The following is a 15,057-nucleotide window of genomic DNA, read 5'->3' on the forward strand; positions in this document are numbered from 1 at the left end:
GTCTGGGACGATGGCGGCATGTCCCTGCTCGACGGCTCGCTCCGGCTCTCGGCCACCGGCCCGCTCGCGCCCGAGCACGCGTGGGCCCGCTACACCGAGCCGCGCCGCTGGTCGGTGTGGTCACCGCAGATCCGCGAGGTCGACTACCCGCTCGCCGTCATCGAACCGGGGACGCACGGCCGGGTCCGCGGCGTGGGCGGGGTCGTCGCCGTCTTCACCGTCGACGAGGTCGACCACGCGACGCGGACGTGGTCGTGGTCGGTGCGCTCCGGGCCGCTGCGGGTGCGGTTGCACCACGGCGTCGAGGAGGCCGCGGGCGGGAGCACGGCCTGGGCCGAGGTGCACGCCCTGTGGCCGGTGGTCGTCGGCTACGCCCCGGTGGCCCGCTGGGCCCTCGGCCGCCTCGTCACCCCCTGACGCCCGGCGACGACCCCGCACGTGCGGGCTTTCCGCGCTCCAGACCACAACCCGACAGCGACAACCCCGCACGTGCGGGCCTTCCGCGCTCCAGACCGCAAGCCGACAGCGACAACCCCGCACGTGCGGGCTTTCCACGCCCCGGACCGGAAGCCGACAGCGACAACCCCGCACGTGCGGGCCTTCCGCGCGCCGGACCACGACCCGACAGCGACAACCCCGCACGTGCGGGCTTCCCGCGCCCCGGACCACGACCCGACAGCGACAACCCCGCACGTGCGGGCTTTCCGCGCCCCGGACCGAAACGGCACCGACGGGCGCGGGCTGCGAGATCCAGGCCGGTTGGGGCTACGCTGGTCTCGTTGTTGAGCTTTCCGTTTGTGAAGTAGTGGCAGAACCGGTCCTCACGGGACCGAGCAGCTTTCTGAGCAGAGGTACGCACCAGGCATCACCAACGCCGGGCCCCACGGCAGTCGTGGGGTCCTCGCTCAGAGAGAAAGGCCATCCCATGGCTACTGGCACCGTGAAGTGGTTCAACGCCGAGAAGGGCTTCGGCTTCATCGCCCCCGACGACGGCTCCGCCGACGTCTTCGCCCACTACTCGGCCATCAACTCCAGCGGCTACCGCTCGCTCGACGAGAACGCCAAGGTCGAGTACGAGACCACGCAGGGCCAGAAGGGCCCGCAGGCGTCGAACATCACCGTCATCGGCTGACGTTCGTCACCTCCGCGCCGCGAGGCGCACCACGCAACGCCGTCCGGCACCGCCGGGCGGCGTTCGTGCGTCCGGGGCCGGGCAACAACCGACACATTCGACGATTCCTGCACACGCCGCGCCCCCGCGGGGGAGGTCAGGCGACCGGGGTGCGCTCGACCTCGAGGAGGATGCCGGCCCGCGGGTTGCGGCGGACGCCGACGAGCCCGGTGACCTTCTCGACGAGGTCGGACATCCGCGCCGGCAGGCCGTACTTCGCGACGACCGCGGCCCGGACCTGCGCGACCTCCTCGGGCGAGCGGACGACGACGCCCTCGCCGCGGTAGGTCGGCGCCCCGTCCTCGACGGCGCCGCGCACCGAGCACGGCCGCAGCTCGACCCGACGGGTGTGGCCGAGGCGCTTGGTCTTGCCGGTCGCGTCGACGGTGATGACGGCGAGCCGGTCGGTGCCGTCGACGGCGGGCGCGACCCACACCGGGGTCGACACCGCGCGCCCGTCGCGGCGGAAGGTCGTCAGCGAGACGTACTTCGCGGACGCGAGGGGGTGGTCGGCGGCGCTCATGCGCCCAGCGTAGGGACCGGGCGAGCGCAAGGCCCCGCCGGCGACCGAGGAGCATCCGGTCGCCGGCGGGGTGGTCGCTGCGGTCAGCGGGGTGACACCGCCGCCGACCGAGCGGACACGGGCCCGTCGCCGACGCTGTTGAAGGCGACGACCTCGAAGCGGTACGAGCCCGCCGGCAGGGTGAACGACCGGGTGCGGGCGTTCGCCCCGACGACGGCGACGGTCGGCGACCCGACCGGCGTGACGCCGTCGGCGTCCATCCGCAGCGCCGTCACCCGGTAGCCCGTGATGGCCGAGCCGCCGGTGCTCGCGGGCGGAGACCAGTTCGCGCTCGCCGTCAGGGCACCACCGGCCGCGCCCTGGGTCGGGGCGAGCATGACCGCGGCACCCGGCACCCCGGCGGGGGTGACGGCGTTCGACGCGGCCGAGAACGCGCTGGCTCCGAGGGCGTTGACCGCCGCGAGCCGGAACGTGTACGCCGTCCCGTTGGTCAGCCCGGTGACCGTCGTGCTCGTCGGCGCGCCCGTCAGGGTGCGGGTCTCGACGACGGTCGTCCCGGTGCGGACCTGCAGCTGGTAGCCCGTGATCGGCTGCCCGCCGGTGTCGCTCGGGGGCGTCCAGGTGAGCAGGGCCGACCCGTCGGCCCGCGCGGCCACGAGGGCCGTCGGAGGCAGCGGCGGCCCGACGGCCGTCACGGCGGTCGACTCCGTGGCCGGCCCGGCCCCGAAGAGGTTCACGGCCTGGACGGTGAAGGTGTAGGACTGCCCGGCGGTGAGCCCGGTGACCGAGCGCGCCCGGATGCCGGTGCCGATGCCGGTGACCCGGCTGACCTCCACGCCGCCCGACTTCACGACGAGCGTGTAGCTCGTGAACGTCGGGCTGCCGTTGGCCGGCGCCGCCGTCCACGACACCGTCGCGTTGCGGTTGGTCCCGGCGACCGCCGTGACGCTCGCCGGCGCCGCGGGGGTCCGGACGAGGATCCGCTGGTCGCTGAACTGCAGCGCCTCGATGTTCCGCAGCCGGTCCTTGCCGTCACCGCGGGTCGCGCCACCGACGGCCGGGGGCGTGCTCGTCGTGTCCTGGACGCTGATCGTGCCGTCCGCGTTCGTCGTGATGACGTAGGTCCCGCGGGTCCCGAGGAACGTCGCGACGTCGCAGTTGCGGGGCGCGGTCGTCCCGCAGTCGGGGGCCGGGGTGACCGGCGTCGTGATGCGACGGACCGCCACGACCTTGCCGGGGTCGACGAGCCCCTTGAAGATCGCCGACTGCAGCGTCATCCCGCTCGTGCCGGGCCCGAAGGTGCCGGTCTTCGCCACGCCCTCGATGAGGTCGGTCGTCCCGAGCTCGGTCGAGGGGTCGGCCGGGTCGGTCCGGACGCTGAGGGCCACCCGCAGCTCCTTGTCGCCGTCGATGACGTCGTCACCGGCGCGGCCCGTGAAGGTGTCGTTGCCACCCCCACCGAGGAGGATGTCGCCCTCGCCCCAGACGGGGCCGGTCAGGGGGCAGCTGCCGCTCGCCGACAGCGCGGCCGTCTCCTCGGCGGTGCCGACCCACGACGACACCGGCGGGAGGACGTCGGCCAGGCCGTCGATGCGCGCGAGACCGTCCCGGTCGATGGCGTCGCAGCCGGTGAAGCCGCCACCGCCGACGAGCCGCGGGAACGCGAGGACGTTGGTCGTCCCCTTGATCTTGTCGTTGAGCGGTCCGCCGGAGACCGCCTCGGTCTCCTGCCACCGGTCGCGGTTGGTGATCACCTGGATCGGCAGGCCGCCGAGGTTGTTGTTGATCATCAGGTCGTCGTCGGCGGCGACGGTGTCGTACTGGTGGATGGCCCAGTCGAAGCCACCGGAGCCGGCGTTGCGGTCGACCGCCGCGTTCTGCGACATGATGTCGTCGCCGCCCTCGGCGTCGTAGTCGTTCTCGCCGACCTGGCCGACGAAGACGTCGTTGCCGGGGGCCGTCTCGGCCGGGTCGTCGAAGAACGGCGCGCCGTGGTCGCCTTGGAGCAGGTCCTGCCCCGTGCCGCCCTGGATCCAGTCGTCGCCACCGCCACCGAAGACGGCGTCGGCGCCCTGCCCGGCGATCACGAGGTCGTTGCCGGGACCGGCGAAGATCTCGTTGTCGTTCGCCCCGCCGTTGAGCAGGTCGTCGCCGTCGTTGCCGTGGACGATGTCGTCCCCGGGGCCGGCGTCGATCGCGTCGTTCCCCGGACCGCCCTTGGGCACGTCGGCGCCGTCGGTGTCGGTGATGATGTCGTTGCCGTTGCCGCCGAGGGCCACGTCGTCACCACCACCACCCTCGATGACGTCCGGCCCGTCGCCACCCCAGAAGGTGTCGTTGTCCACGCCACCCGCGACGCCGTCGGCGCCGGAGGTCCCGTCGTAGACGGCCTGGCCGTTGATGCCGGGCGGGTCGATGGTGTTGACGGAGCGGTACTGGATGGTGCCGTCGGGCCGCCGCAGGAGCAGCTTCGTCTCGTTGCACTCGGAGGCGGGGTCGTCGGCGACGGTGGAACCGCCGGCCGCGTAGCCCGCCGGGGTGCCCGCGAGGTTCGCGAGCTCGAACTTGCAGTCGGCCCGGGCGAACGCGTCGGCCTTGAGCGTCCGCGTCCCGTCGGTGTTGCGCATGATGATCTCGGAGAAGGAGTTCCCCTCGAGCTGCGTGCGCAGGTTCATGCCGGGGGTCCGGGCCAGGTAGTAGAGCCGGTCGTGGTCCTGGAGGTCCTCCATCTGGTTCTGGAAGACGTAGTTGAACGTGCTGCCCAGCATGCCGCCGTTGAGGTTGGTCAGCTCCGCGAGGCCACCGATCCACAGGTCGACGTCGTCGAGTCCGGTGGTCGTCACGCCGGCGGACGTGCTGGCCCAGTCACCCGTGCCGAACATGAAGTCCGCGGCGTCGGCCGGGACCACGTCGGTCGGTGTCGGGTCGACGATCGCCCGGGCGGCGTCACGTCGGGCCGCCGTCGTGGTGGCGGCCAGGATCGTCGGGTGCGTGCCGTAGGCCGCGACGAAGTTGACGAGCGACTCGGGGTGCTTGAGGTGCTGGCCGAGGTCGCTCCAGCTCTCGTAGGGCGTCAGCGCGGCGTCGTGCGTCCGGTCGAAGATCTGCCGTCGGACGTCGTTGAGCGGGGGGACGCCGGCGTCGCGGGCCCGCGTGATGTTGAGCGTCGCGAGGTCGAGAGGGAAGCCCAGCAGGTTGTTGCGGAGGGTCTCGGTGACGAACTCGTCGATCTCGTTGCCGGTCTGGTCCGAGGAGCCCATGAAGACCGCGCCCGCGCCCTGCTTCGCGGTCAGCGTGCCCACCGGACCGCCGTCGTAGAGCGTCGGCGGCGAGAGGAAGGCGTCGAGCAGGGGCAGCGAGGTGTCCGTCATCGAGCCGTCGGCGGCCACGACGTGGCGCGAGACGGTCTCGTCGAGCATCGAGTGGCCGAACCGGTAGACCGCGTGCGCGAACTCGGCGCTGATGGCGGGGTTCACGTCCGGTGAGTACACGTGGAACGGACGGATGGCCGGCTGCACCTTGCGGCCGAACTCCTCGAAGACGAGGTGCTGGTACTCCATCTCGTCGACGAAGCGGGCGGCCTGGAAGAGCCGCTGGCCGTAGGTCCACGACCCCGTGCCGTTCTCACCGGCGACACCGACCGCCTGCCACTGGGCGAGCGCGGCGCGCCCGGCGGCGGTCGTGTCGCCCTCGAGGGTGGCGCGGATGGCGTCGACGAGCCGGTTGTGCTCGGAGTGGAAGACCTGGTGCACCGCAGTGAGCGCGATGTTCTCGTTGCAGCGGCCGTCGCCGCAGGCGGCGTGCGACGCGAGGAGCTCGTCGTCGTACGTGCCCGGCGCGGTCGGCCCGGCGGTGACGACGTCGTCGGGGTCGGGCGTCGGCCAGGAGTCCGGCGCGCCGTCGTGGTCGGTGTCGACCTGCGACGGGTCGGCGGCGTGCGCGATGTCGGTGAGGAACGGGGTGTCGAAGTGCGCGACGTCGGTGGGGACCGGCACCGGGTTCGTGGTGTCGCCCTCGACGAGCCCGCTCGCGGTCACGTACTGCGGCAGGCCGCGGGCCGGGCCCGGGAGGAAGTTGCCGTAGGGGTCGACGGCGAGCATCGGCACGTCGAGCGCGTCCCGGTCGGACAGCTCGAGGCCGAGCAGCTCGCGGGCCTGGCGCTTGACCGCGGCCCAGCTCGACTCGCCGCCGGTCATGTCCGGGGAGCCGGCGTAGGTCTGACCGGCGGGGAGGCCGTCGAGCAGACGGCCGGTGGCGACGGCCGCGGGGCTGGTCGGGCCGACCGGGCCGGTGGCCGCGCGGTACTCGCGCAGGAAGACCTGGTGCGAGGCGTGCGAGGTGTAGGTCTGGCTCTGGTCGATCCACGGGGTGTCGGTGTTCGCGGCCTCCTGGACGTCGTCGGCGGTGCCGAGCACGCCGTCGTCGCCCTTCTGGTTGCGGGCCCGGGTGAGGACCATGAACCGGCGCGACGGCGGGACCTCGTCACCGGTCCCCGCGCGGCCGTCCGGGCCGACCGTGACGAGTGGGTCGTCGGCCCTGAGCGGCACGAAGACGGTGGCGCCGCCCTTGACGGTCTGGTCGATGCCGTGGTCGAAGAACTGCCCGAAGAAGGTGAACAGGCTGTTGTAGGGCGGCGAGAGGCCGACGTCGGTCGTGATGTTCGGGATGAAGAGCGTCTGGTGGCTCGGCGTGCACCCGGGCGGGTCCGCGACGACCGGCGGGTCGGTCGACTCGTCGGGGTCGGTGGTGCAGGGCACGGCCGTCGGGCTGGTGCTCTGCGAGCGCACCGGCCGCCCCGCGGCGGCGACGGCGGCCGGGTTCGTCACGGTCTGGTCCGCGACGAGGTTGCTGACGACGCGCGGCTGCGCGTCGACCACGTTGCCGGTCTTCTGCGCATAGCTCGTCGGGCCGGGCGCGCCCACCGGCAGGCTCGGGGTGATGGGGTCGGCGTCCCGGAAGACCGGGGTCGTCAGGCGCGGGAAGAGCTCGTCCGCCGCGGCGACGCGGAAGGTGCCGGCGGTCTTGAGGTTGTTGCACGAGCCGTCGACCGTCCGCAGACCGTAGGCCGTGAGGATGTCCGGCACCTGCTCGCCGTCGGGGATGCCGTCGCCGGCCCGCGCGACGAGCGTGCCGCACGGGTCCGCGGCGGTGAACGTCGTGCTGTGCCGCTCGGCGATCCTGACCTGCTTGAGGATGTACGCGAGGTCGCCCTTGGTCACGGTGAACCCGGCGCCCACCGTCGTGGCCGCGGCCGCCGGGCCGGCCAGCGCCGGCACGGCACCGCCGGCCACCGTCGCCGCCACGACGACGACCACCACGTGTCGCCATCCCCGGCGGGGCCGGCCCGCCGCACGGAGTCCGGGCCCTCGGAGCCCCTGTCGCCTGCTGCTGTACCCGACCATGGTCGTCCCGCTTCCCCGGCGCCCCTGCGCGCCGATCCGGGCAGGGTCCCGCCGCCACCTTGGGGTTGCCTTGGGGTCGTCGCCCCGGCCGGCCGGTAGCGTCGGCGCCGTGGGAGCCGTCATCGACCTCAACGCCGACCTCGGCGAGTCCTTCGGGGCGTGGACGCTCGGCGACGACGCCGCGATGCTCCGGGTCGTGACCAGCGCGAACGTCGCCTGCGGCTTCCACGCGGGCGACCCCACGACCATCCGCCGGACCGTCGCGCAGGCCGCGGCCGCCGGCGTGGTCGTCGGCGCGCAGGTCGGCTACCGCGACCTCGCGGGGTTCGGGCGGCGCCGCATCGACGTCGCGCCGGAGGACCTGACCGCCGACGTGCTCTACCAGCTGGGCGCGCTCGAGGCGATGTGCCGGGTGGCCGGCACGCGCGTCCGGTACGTCAAGCCGCACGGCGCGCTCTACACGACGGCCGCGGTGGACGAGGGGCAGGCGCGGGCGGTCGTCGACGCCGTCGTCGCGTGGGACGCCTCGCTCCCGGTGATGGGGCTGCCCGGCTCGGTCCTGCTCGCCGTCGCGGCGGACGCCGGCCTGGCGACCGTCGCCGAGGCCTTCGCCGACCGCGGATACGACGCCGCGGGCCGGCTCGTGCCACGCCGTGACCCCGGCGCGCTCGTGACCGACCCCGCTCTCGTCGCCGAGCGGGTCGTGCGGATGCTGCGCGACGGCGTCGTCGAGGCCGTCGACGGCCCGCTCGTCCCCGTCGCCCCCGACTCCGTGTGCGTCCACGGCGACACCCCCGGCGCGGTCGCCGTCGCGCAGGCCGTCCGCGACGCGCTCGCGGCGGCCGGCATCGGCCTGCGGGCGGTCGTGAAGCCGTGAGCGGCGTCCCCGTGCGGATCCTGCCCGCCGGGGAGCACGCCGTCCTCGTCGAGGCGCCCGGCCTGGCCGAGGTCCTCGCGCTGGCCGTCGCGGTCCGGGCCGCGGTCGCCCGAGGCGGCGCGCCGTGGTCGGGCGTGACCGACGTCATCCCCGCCGCCCGGACCCTCCTCCTCGTCGGCGACCGCCTCGACCCGGCCCCCGTCGCGGATGCCGTGCGCCGACTGGCCGCGGTCGTCCACGCCGACGCCTCGACCCCCACCGACGGCGACCTCGTCGAGGTGCCGGTGCGCTACGACGGGCCGGACCTCGACGACGTGGCCCGGCTGACCGGCCTGACCGCCGGGGAGGTCGTCGCCGCGCACACCGGCACGCCCTGGCGCGTCGCCTTCGGCGGGTTCGCGCCGGGGTTCGCCTACCTCGTCGGCGGCGACCCGCGGCTGCGCGTGCCGCGCCGCGACACCCCGCGCCCCTCGGTGCCGGCGGGGTCGGTCGGGCTGGCCGGGGAGTTCTCCGGCGTCTACCCGCGCGCCTCGCCCGGCGGCTGGCGACTCGTCGGCACGACGGACGTCGTGCTGTGGGACGCCGAGCGCGAGCCGCCCGCGCTGCTGCGCCCTGGTGGGCTCGTCCGCTTCGTGGCGGTGGACGGATGACGTCCGCGCTCGAGGTCGTGCGCACGGGGGCGCAGGTGCTGCTCGAGGACGCCGGGCGGCCGGGGCTCGCCGCGGTCGGGGTGGGCCGGTCCGGGGCCGCCGACCGCGGCGCGTACCGGCTGGCCTGCCGGCTCGTCGGGCACCGGGACGACCCGGCGGCGCTCGAGGTGCTGCTCGGCGGACTCGTCGTCCGGGCGCGGGGCCGCGTGCTCGTCGCCGTCACCGGGGCGGTGGGACCGCTCGTGGTCGGCGGCCGGCCGGCGCCCCACGCCGCCGTGCTGGAGCTGCGCGACGGCGCCGAGCTGGCCCTCGGCGCGCCCACCGCCGGTCTGCGCTCCTACCTCGCGGTGCGCGGTGGCCTCGACGTGCCGGCGGTGCTCGGCTCGCGCTCGACCGACGTCCTGTCCGGGATCGGCCCGGCCCCGGTGCGGCCCGGGGACGTCCTGCCGGTCGGACCCGCGCCGGCGACCTTCCCGCACGTCGACCACGCCGTGGTGCCGCCTCCGGCCCCCGGCGAGGTCGTCCTCGACGTGCTGCCCGGGCCGCGCGCCTCGTGGGTCGGCGGTCTCGCTTCGGTGACCCGGGGCGGCTGGGTCGTCGGCCCGGACAGCGACCGGGTCGGGGTGCGGCTGCGGCCGGTCGACGCCCCGGTCGAGCGCCTCCCGGAGCACGCGGGCGACGAGCTGCCGAGCGAGGGCGTGGTGCGCGGCGCGGTTCAGCTGCCGCCCGGCGGCGAGGCCGTCGTGTTCCTCGCCGACCACCCGGTGACCGGCGGCTACCCGGTCGTCGCCGTGCTGACCGAGGCCTCGGCCGATCGCGCCGCCCAGCTGCGCCCCGGACAGGCCGTGCGCCTGCGCGCGGTCACGACCCCGGCCCGCTGACGCCACCGGCCCGCCGCCCCGCCGACCGTACCCCGGCATCCGTCGGCTCCTCGGCCCCTCCCACCCGTCGAGTGAACAGGACACGCCGTGTGCGCCGGCCCGCAGGCGGCGCGTCCTGCTCACTCGACGGGGTGCACCCGGCCGAGGTGCGCGAGCAGGAGGGACGCGGGGTCGGTCGCCCGCGGCGGCACCGGCGGCGCGAAGCGCGGATGGCGCACGCCGGCCGGCACGCGGCGCAGGGCCACGGGCAGCAGGGCGGCGGCGAGCAGCGGCGGGAACGGCGCCGGCGACCCGAGCGCGGAGGCGACGTCCCACCCGTGCACCGCGACCTCCACCGACGACACCTCGAGCGCCACGTCCGGCTCCAGGCGCCGGTCGCCGACGAGCACCGGCCCCGGACCGCCGTCGCGCACCCACCCCTCGAGGAGGGCGCAGCCCAGCACGCGCAGGTGGTCGGCGAGCACGGTCGGCCGGCGGGAGGTCGGCGGCGGCCCGACGCTCGCCATCCGGCCGAGCGAGAGCTCGGTGACGACCTCGAGGGAGTCGACCATGTGCACGAGGAGGTCGGTGAGCGTCCAGGCGGCGCAGGGGGTCGGCCGGTCGGCGTCGTCGTCGATGACCCCCGCGAGGACGCCGCGGGTCCAGGCCAGCGACCGGTCCAGCAGCTCGACGTCGACCCCCGGACGGCAGTCCGCGGGGTGCACGCTCACTCCCCCGGTCGGGCGGGGACGTCGTCCGGCCCGAGCTGCTCCGGCAGCCCGGCCAGCGCGAAGTACGCGGGGTCGAAGAACACGACGGCATGCTTGACGAGCGGGCCCTCGAGCTCGAGCACCTGCAGCTGGAAGGGCCGGAAGACGTCGCCGTCCGGGCCCTCCTCGCGCATGTAGAGGCCGAACGCCGGCTGCCCGTTGCACGTCGTCGGCAGCATCGGCATGTCGTAGGTGCCGCCGGGGCACTGGGTGTCGACGAGCTCGGCGATGGTGCGCGGCCCCTGGTACCACCCGGCGAAGGGCGGCATCTCCCAGACGGCGTCCTGCGTGAACAGACGCGCGATGGCGTCGGGGTCCTTGCGCCAGAACGCGTCGACGTACCGGTCGAGGAGGGCGCGCTGCTCGTCGTCGAGCTCGGCGCGCGGGGCGTCCGGTGTGGGGGCGACGTCGCCGAGGGTCGCGCGGGCCCGCTGGAGTGCGCTGTTGACCGACGCGACCGACGAGCCGGTGGCCTCCGCGACCTCGGCCGCGGACCAGCGCAGGACGTCGCGCAGGACGAGGACGGCCCGCTGGCGGGCCGGCAGGTGCTGCAGCGCCGCGACGAAGGCCAGCCGGACGGTGTCGCGCTCGGCGACGACGTCGGCCGGGTCGGCGGTGCCGAGGAGCGCGGCGTCCGGCATCGGGCCGAGCCACGGGACCTCGGTGCGCTCGTCGAGCGGGTCGGCACCCTCGGAGGAGGCCGTGCCGAGGCCGGACGGCAGCGGGCGGCGGTCCTTGCCCTCGAGCGCGGTGAGGCAGACGTTGGTCGCGATGCGGTGCAGCCACGTGCGCAGCGACGAGCGCCCCTCGAACGAGCCGTACGCCCGCCACGCGCGCAGGTAGACCTCCTGCACGAGGTCCTCGGCGTCGCTCGGCGACCCCGTCATCCGGTAGCAGTGCGCGAGCAGCTCGCGGCGGTACCGGCCGACGGCGGCGTCGAAGTCGGTGTCGGCGTCGGCGCGGGTGCCCCCGTCGGCCGCGGCCCGGGTCGGTGAGCCCGTGGACGTCATCGCGGTCCTCCTCCCGGCACCCCCGTGGTGCCTCTCAGCCGTACCGACCGGCGCCGGCCGCCGAACTCATCGCCGCGGCGACGATGACTTCCGGCCGGTGTCCCGGTCGATCCCACCATGACGACCACGGACTCCACCACCCTCGACGCCCCCGCGGCCCCCGCGGCGGCGACCCCGGACGCCCCGGCACGCACCTACCCGGTGCTGCGCTGGCTCGTCGCGGCGACCTTCACCGTCATCCTCAACGAGACCGTGATGGTCAACGCGATCCCCCGCCTCATGGCCCAGTTCGACGTGGGCGCCCGTGCGGCACAGTGGCTCTCGACGGCATTCATGCTGACGATGGCCGTCGTCATCCCGGTCACGGGCTGGTTCCTGCAGCGGGTCACGACCCGGCAGGCCTTCACCGTGGCGATGTCGGTCTTCGGCGTGGGCACGCTCGTCTGCGCGCTCGCGCCGACCTTCCCGGTCCTCGTCGGCGGCCGGGTCGTCCAGGCGGCCGGCACCGCCGTGATGATGCCGCTGCTCATGACGACGCTCATGACGGTCGTCGACGAGCGCGACCGCGGCCGGGTCATGGGCAACGTCACGCTCGCCATCTCGGTGGCGCCCGCGCTCGGGCCGGCGCTCTCGGGCGTCGTGCTCGCCGCGGCCGGGTGGCGCTGGCTGTTCGGGCTCGTCCTGCCGGTCGTCGTGCTCGTCGGCGCCGCCGGGCTGCGCCGCCTCACCGACGTCGGCGAGGTGCGCGCCTCGCGCGTCGACTGGGCGAGCGTCGTCCTGTCGGCCCTCGGCTTCGGGGCGCTTGTCTACGGCCTGAGCCGGGTCGGCGAGGAGCACCCCGGGGCGGTGCCCGCGTGGGGCTGGGCGCTCGGCGGCGTGCTCGTCGTCGCGGGCTTCGTCCTGCGCCAGCGCGCCCTGACGCGGCGGTCCGAGCCGCTCCTCGACCTGCGCGCCCTGACCCACCGCACGTACGCGGTCTCGCTCGCGATGCAGTCGCTTGCCTTCCTCACGATGCTCGGCGCGATGATCCTCCTGCCGCTCTACCTCCAGGACCTGCGCGGCCTCTCACCGCTGCAGACCGGGCTGCTCGTCGCGCCGGGCGGCGTCGCGATGGGTCTGCTCGGGCCGGTGGTCGGGCGGGTCCTCGACCGGGTGGGGGCGCGACCGCTCGTCGTGCCGGGCTCGCTCGGGGTCCTGGCCTCGCTCGCCGCGCTCTCCCGCCTCGCGGAGGGGACGCCGTACGTCCTCCTCCTCGCGGTGCAGGTGCTCCTCATGGTCTCGCTCGCGGCGCTGTTCACGCCGGCCTTCACCCTCGGCCTCGGTGCCCTGCCCGCGCACCTCTACGCCCACGGGTCCTCCCTGCTCGGCGCCGCCCAGCAGGTGTCCGCGGCGGTCGGCACGGCGCTGACGGTGACCGTGCTCTCGTGGCGGTCGGCGCAGCTGGCGGCGGGCGGCGCCGGCGAGGCCGCGGCGTACGTCGGCGGGGTGCGCGCGGCCTTCACCGTCGCGGCGATCCTCGCGGTCGGCGTCGTCGGCCTCGCCCTGCTCCTGCCGAACCGCCTGCCGTCGACGGCCGCCCTCGAGAGCGGGGCGGGAGCACCGTCCGCCCACTGACGGCTCCTCGCCCGCGCGGATGCTCCCGCGCCTCCCTCGACCTTCGCGGAGGCGCGGGAGCATCCGGGAGTCAGCACGGCGGACACCGTTCGGGTTCCGAGGTTGCCACGTCGCCGGACGGGGTAGCCCCGGGGTGCGGTGCGCCGCTGGGGCGGGCCGGGACGAACGGAGTGACCATGGCACAGGACCAGGACGACCGGGCCACGGTGGTCGAGCTCGTGGGGCGCGCCCAGTCGGCGATGCTCACGACGATGACCCCCGACGGCGACCACGTGAGCCGACCGATGGCCGTGCAGGAGACCGAGTTCGACGGGGACCTGTGGTTCTTCGTCGACGAGGGCTCGGACAAGGTGCGCCAGATCCGCGAGAACCCCCGCGTCAACGTGTCCTTCTCCAACGACCGCAAGAGCGAGTGGACCTCCATCAGCGGCCGCGCCGAGGTGGTCCACGACCGGGCCAAGGCCGAGGAGCTGTGGGCCAAGCCGCTCGAGACGTGGTTCCCCGACGGCCTCGAGACCCCCGGCCTCGCGCTCGTCAAGGTCCACGGCGAGACCGCCGAGTACTGGGACGCGGCGACGAGCCGGGTCAAGCAGATGCTGGGGATGGCCCGGGCCATCCGCCGCGACGACCCCGACGAGTTCCCCGTCGACCACCGCACCGTCGAGCTCTGACCCCGCGGGTGGCCGGCGTCAGCGGACGCCGGCCACCTCCTCGTCCGTGGCGTCCTGCGGGTGCTCCTCGACGCTCCGGGAGTCGGTGAGGGACGAGGCGCCCCAGGTCGCGACGACCCCGACGAGGAGCGCGAGCACGAGGTAGGTCACCCGCTCACCCCGGAAGAACGCGTCGACGAGGTCGCTCCCCCACCGGCCCGCCGGCAGCGACCGGGTCACGAGGAGCGCGACGAGCGTGCCCGCGACGGCGACGCCCACGCTGGACCCGACCTCCTGCGCCGTGTCGTTGAGCGCGGTGCCGATGGACGTGCGGTTGGCCGGCATGGCGTCGACGAGGGCGACGGCGCAGGTGGTCATCACCGTGCGCAGGCCGAGGGTGAGCACGACCATCGCCGCCGCCACGGCGGGGTAGCCGTGCGAGACGCCCCAGGCCATCCCGGCGAGCGAGGCCGTGAGCAGTCCCGCGCCGACGAGGCACGCGACCCGGTGGCCGAAGTGCCCGACCAGCCGCTCCGTGACCGGGGTCGCGAGGAGCATCGTCGCGACCATCGGCAGGTTGGCCAGCCCGGCGCGCACCGGGCTCCAGCCATAGGCGTACTGAAAGTGCAGGATCAGCCCGAACATCACGCCGGCCATGGCGATCGACGTGCCGACCTGCGCCAGCGCCGCGCCCCGAACCGTCCCGGTGCGCACGAGCGCGAGGTCGAGCATCGGGGACGGCGTGCGGCGCTCGTGCCGCACGAAGGCGACCACCGCCAGGGCCGCCCCGACGAGCGCGGCCACGGTCCACGCCGAGAGCCAGCCGTGCTCGACCCCGCTGGTCAGCGACCAGCAGCCGAGGCCGATGGCGGCGACGCTGAGCACCGTGCCACCGAGGTCGAGGCGGTCGTCGGTCAGGTCCTCGCGGCGGTCGGCCGGGACGCCGAGCCGGACGCCCACCCAGGCGAGGAGGGCGATCGGGGCGTTGACGAGCAGCAGCCACTCCCACCGGACGTGCGCGAGCGCGCTGCCGCCGAGCAGCGGTCCGAGGACGAAGCCGGACATGCCGACGACGATCATCACCGTCATCGCCCGCATCCGCAGGGCCTGGTCGCCGAACAGCCGGAAGACGAGCGAGTTGGTGATCGGGGCCATCGCGGCCGCGGCGACCCCGAGCGCGGCACGCACGAGGACGAGCTCGCCGGTCGTCGAGACGGCGGCCACGGTGAGGCTCACGAGGCCGAAGACCGCCAGGCCGACGAGGAGGACCCGGCGGCGGCCCAGCCGGTCGGCCATCGAGCCGGCGGTGAGCAGCAGGCCCCCGAAGGTCAACGAGTAGGCGCCGGTGACCCACTGGAGGGCGGTCGTCCCGCTGCCGAGGTCGCGGCCGATGGTCGGCAGCGCCACGGTGAGCAGCGTGTTGTCGACCATCTCGACGAAGAAGGCGAGGCAGAGGGCGGCCAGCGGCACCCAGGCGGCGCGGAGGGACGGGTACGTGCGGGGCGCGGTGGCCGGGATGGAGGTCATGGC

At 75.0% G+C, this 15,057-nt stretch carries 12 protein-coding genes; 7 read left to right on the forward strand and 5 right to left on the reverse strand.

Features of this window, described 5'->3' with window-relative positions; translation table 11 throughout:
- Positions 1–18: 18 nt before the first annotated feature.
- On the forward strand, positions 19–417 hold the full coding sequence (locus LG324_RS00525) for an SRPBCC family protein (RefSeq protein WP_404350834.1): 399 nt from the start codon (positions 19–21) through the stop codon (positions 415–417).
- A 508-nt stretch (positions 418–925) separates the two neighbouring features.
- A complete protein-coding gene (locus tag LG324_RS00530) occupies positions 926–1,132 on the forward strand; it encodes a cold-shock protein (protein ID WP_030526243.1) in 207 nt (68 codons plus the stop codon).
- Positions 1,133–1,268: 136 nt separating this feature from the next.
- Here LG324_RS00530 and LG324_RS00535 read toward each other — a convergent pair whose 3' ends face one another.
- Together LG324_RS00535 and LG324_RS00540 are read right to left on the reverse strand one after the other, a co-directional pair.
- The gene (locus LG324_RS00535) at positions 1,269–1,694 is read right to left on the reverse strand and encodes a PPOX class F420-dependent oxidoreductase (protein WP_030526242.1); all 426 of its coding nucleotides are present in this window, start codon (positions 1,692–1,694) and stop codon (positions 1,269–1,271) included.
- 83 nt (positions 1,695–1,777) lie between these two features.
- A complete protein-coding gene (locus tag LG324_RS00540) occupies positions 1,778–7,012 on the reverse strand; it encodes a peroxidase family protein (RefSeq protein WP_404350837.1) in 5,235 nt (1,744 codons plus the stop codon).
- Positions 7,013–7,205: 193 nt separating this feature from the next.
- Between LG324_RS00540 and LG324_RS00545 the strand changes: the two genes are divergently transcribed.
- The 3 genes from LG324_RS00545 to LG324_RS00555 are packed head-to-tail and all read left to right on the forward strand — an operon-like array spanning position 7,206 to position 9,504.
- Positions 7,206–7,973 (forward strand): LamB/YcsF family protein, encoded by a 768-nt coding sequence (locus tag LG324_RS00545; protein ID WP_404350839.1) that lies wholly within the window; start codon positions 7,206–7,208, stop codon positions 7,971–7,973.
- Positions 7,970–8,623 carry an allophanate hydrolase subunit 1 gene (locus LG324_RS00550; RefSeq protein WP_404350841.1) on the forward strand — a complete coding sequence of 218 codons (654 nt, stop codon included), beginning with the start codon at positions 7,970–7,972 and terminating at the stop codon, positions 8,621–8,623. Before LG324_RS00545 ends, LG324_RS00550 begins: the two co-directional genes overlap by 4 nt.
- The gene (locus LG324_RS00555) at positions 8,620–9,504 is read left to right on the forward strand and encodes a biotin-dependent carboxyltransferase family protein (protein ID WP_404350842.1); all 885 of its coding nucleotides are present in this window, start codon (positions 8,620–8,622) and stop codon (positions 9,502–9,504) included. The genes LG324_RS00550 and LG324_RS00555 overlap by 4 nt, the downstream gene beginning before the upstream one ends.
- Positions 9,505–9,623: 119 nt before the next feature.
- On the opposite strand, the gene LG324_RS00560 is transcribed toward LG324_RS00555, so the two are convergent.
- Positions 9,624–10,208, reverse strand: coding sequence for a maleylpyruvate isomerase family mycothiol-dependent enzyme (locus LG324_RS00560; protein ID WP_404350844.1), 585 nt, complete (start codon positions 10,206–10,208; stop codon positions 9,624–9,626).
- Between the two features lie 2 nt (positions 10,209–10,210).
- Positions 10,211–11,263 carry a sigma-70 family RNA polymerase sigma factor gene (locus LG324_RS00565; protein ID WP_404350846.1) on the reverse strand — a complete coding sequence of 351 codons (1,053 nt, stop codon included), beginning with the start codon at positions 11,261–11,263 and terminating at the stop codon, positions 10,211–10,213.
- Positions 11,264–11,380: 117 nt separating this feature from the next.
- Here LG324_RS00565 and LG324_RS00570 point away from each other — a divergent pair, with 117 nt between their 5' ends.
- Positions 11,381–12,877 carry a DHA2 family efflux MFS transporter permease subunit gene (locus LG324_RS00570; protein ID WP_404350848.1) on the forward strand — a complete coding sequence of 499 codons (1,497 nt, stop codon included), beginning with the start codon at positions 11,381–11,383 and terminating at the stop codon, positions 12,875–12,877.
- A gap of 176 nt (positions 12,878–13,053) precedes the next feature.
- Positions 13,054–13,548: a pyridoxamine 5'-phosphate oxidase family protein gene (locus tag LG324_RS00575; RefSeq protein ID WP_207022136.1), complete on the forward strand. Its 495-nt coding sequence runs from the start codon at positions 13,054–13,056 to the stop codon at positions 13,546–13,548.
- An 18-nt stretch (positions 13,549–13,566) separates the two neighbouring features.
- Here LG324_RS00575 and LG324_RS00580 read toward each other — a convergent pair whose 3' ends face one another.
- Positions 13,567–15,054 (reverse strand): MFS transporter, encoded by a 1,488-nt coding sequence (locus LG324_RS00580; protein ID WP_404350850.1) that lies wholly within the window; start codon positions 15,052–15,054, stop codon positions 13,567–13,569.
- Between the last annotated feature and the right edge of the window lie 3 nt (positions 15,055–15,057).

It is taken from the genome of Phycicoccus jejuensis (assembly GCF_044797865.1).
Lineage (GTDB): Bacteria > Actinomycetota > Actinomycetes > Actinomycetales > Dermatophilaceae > Phycicoccus > Phycicoccus jejuensis.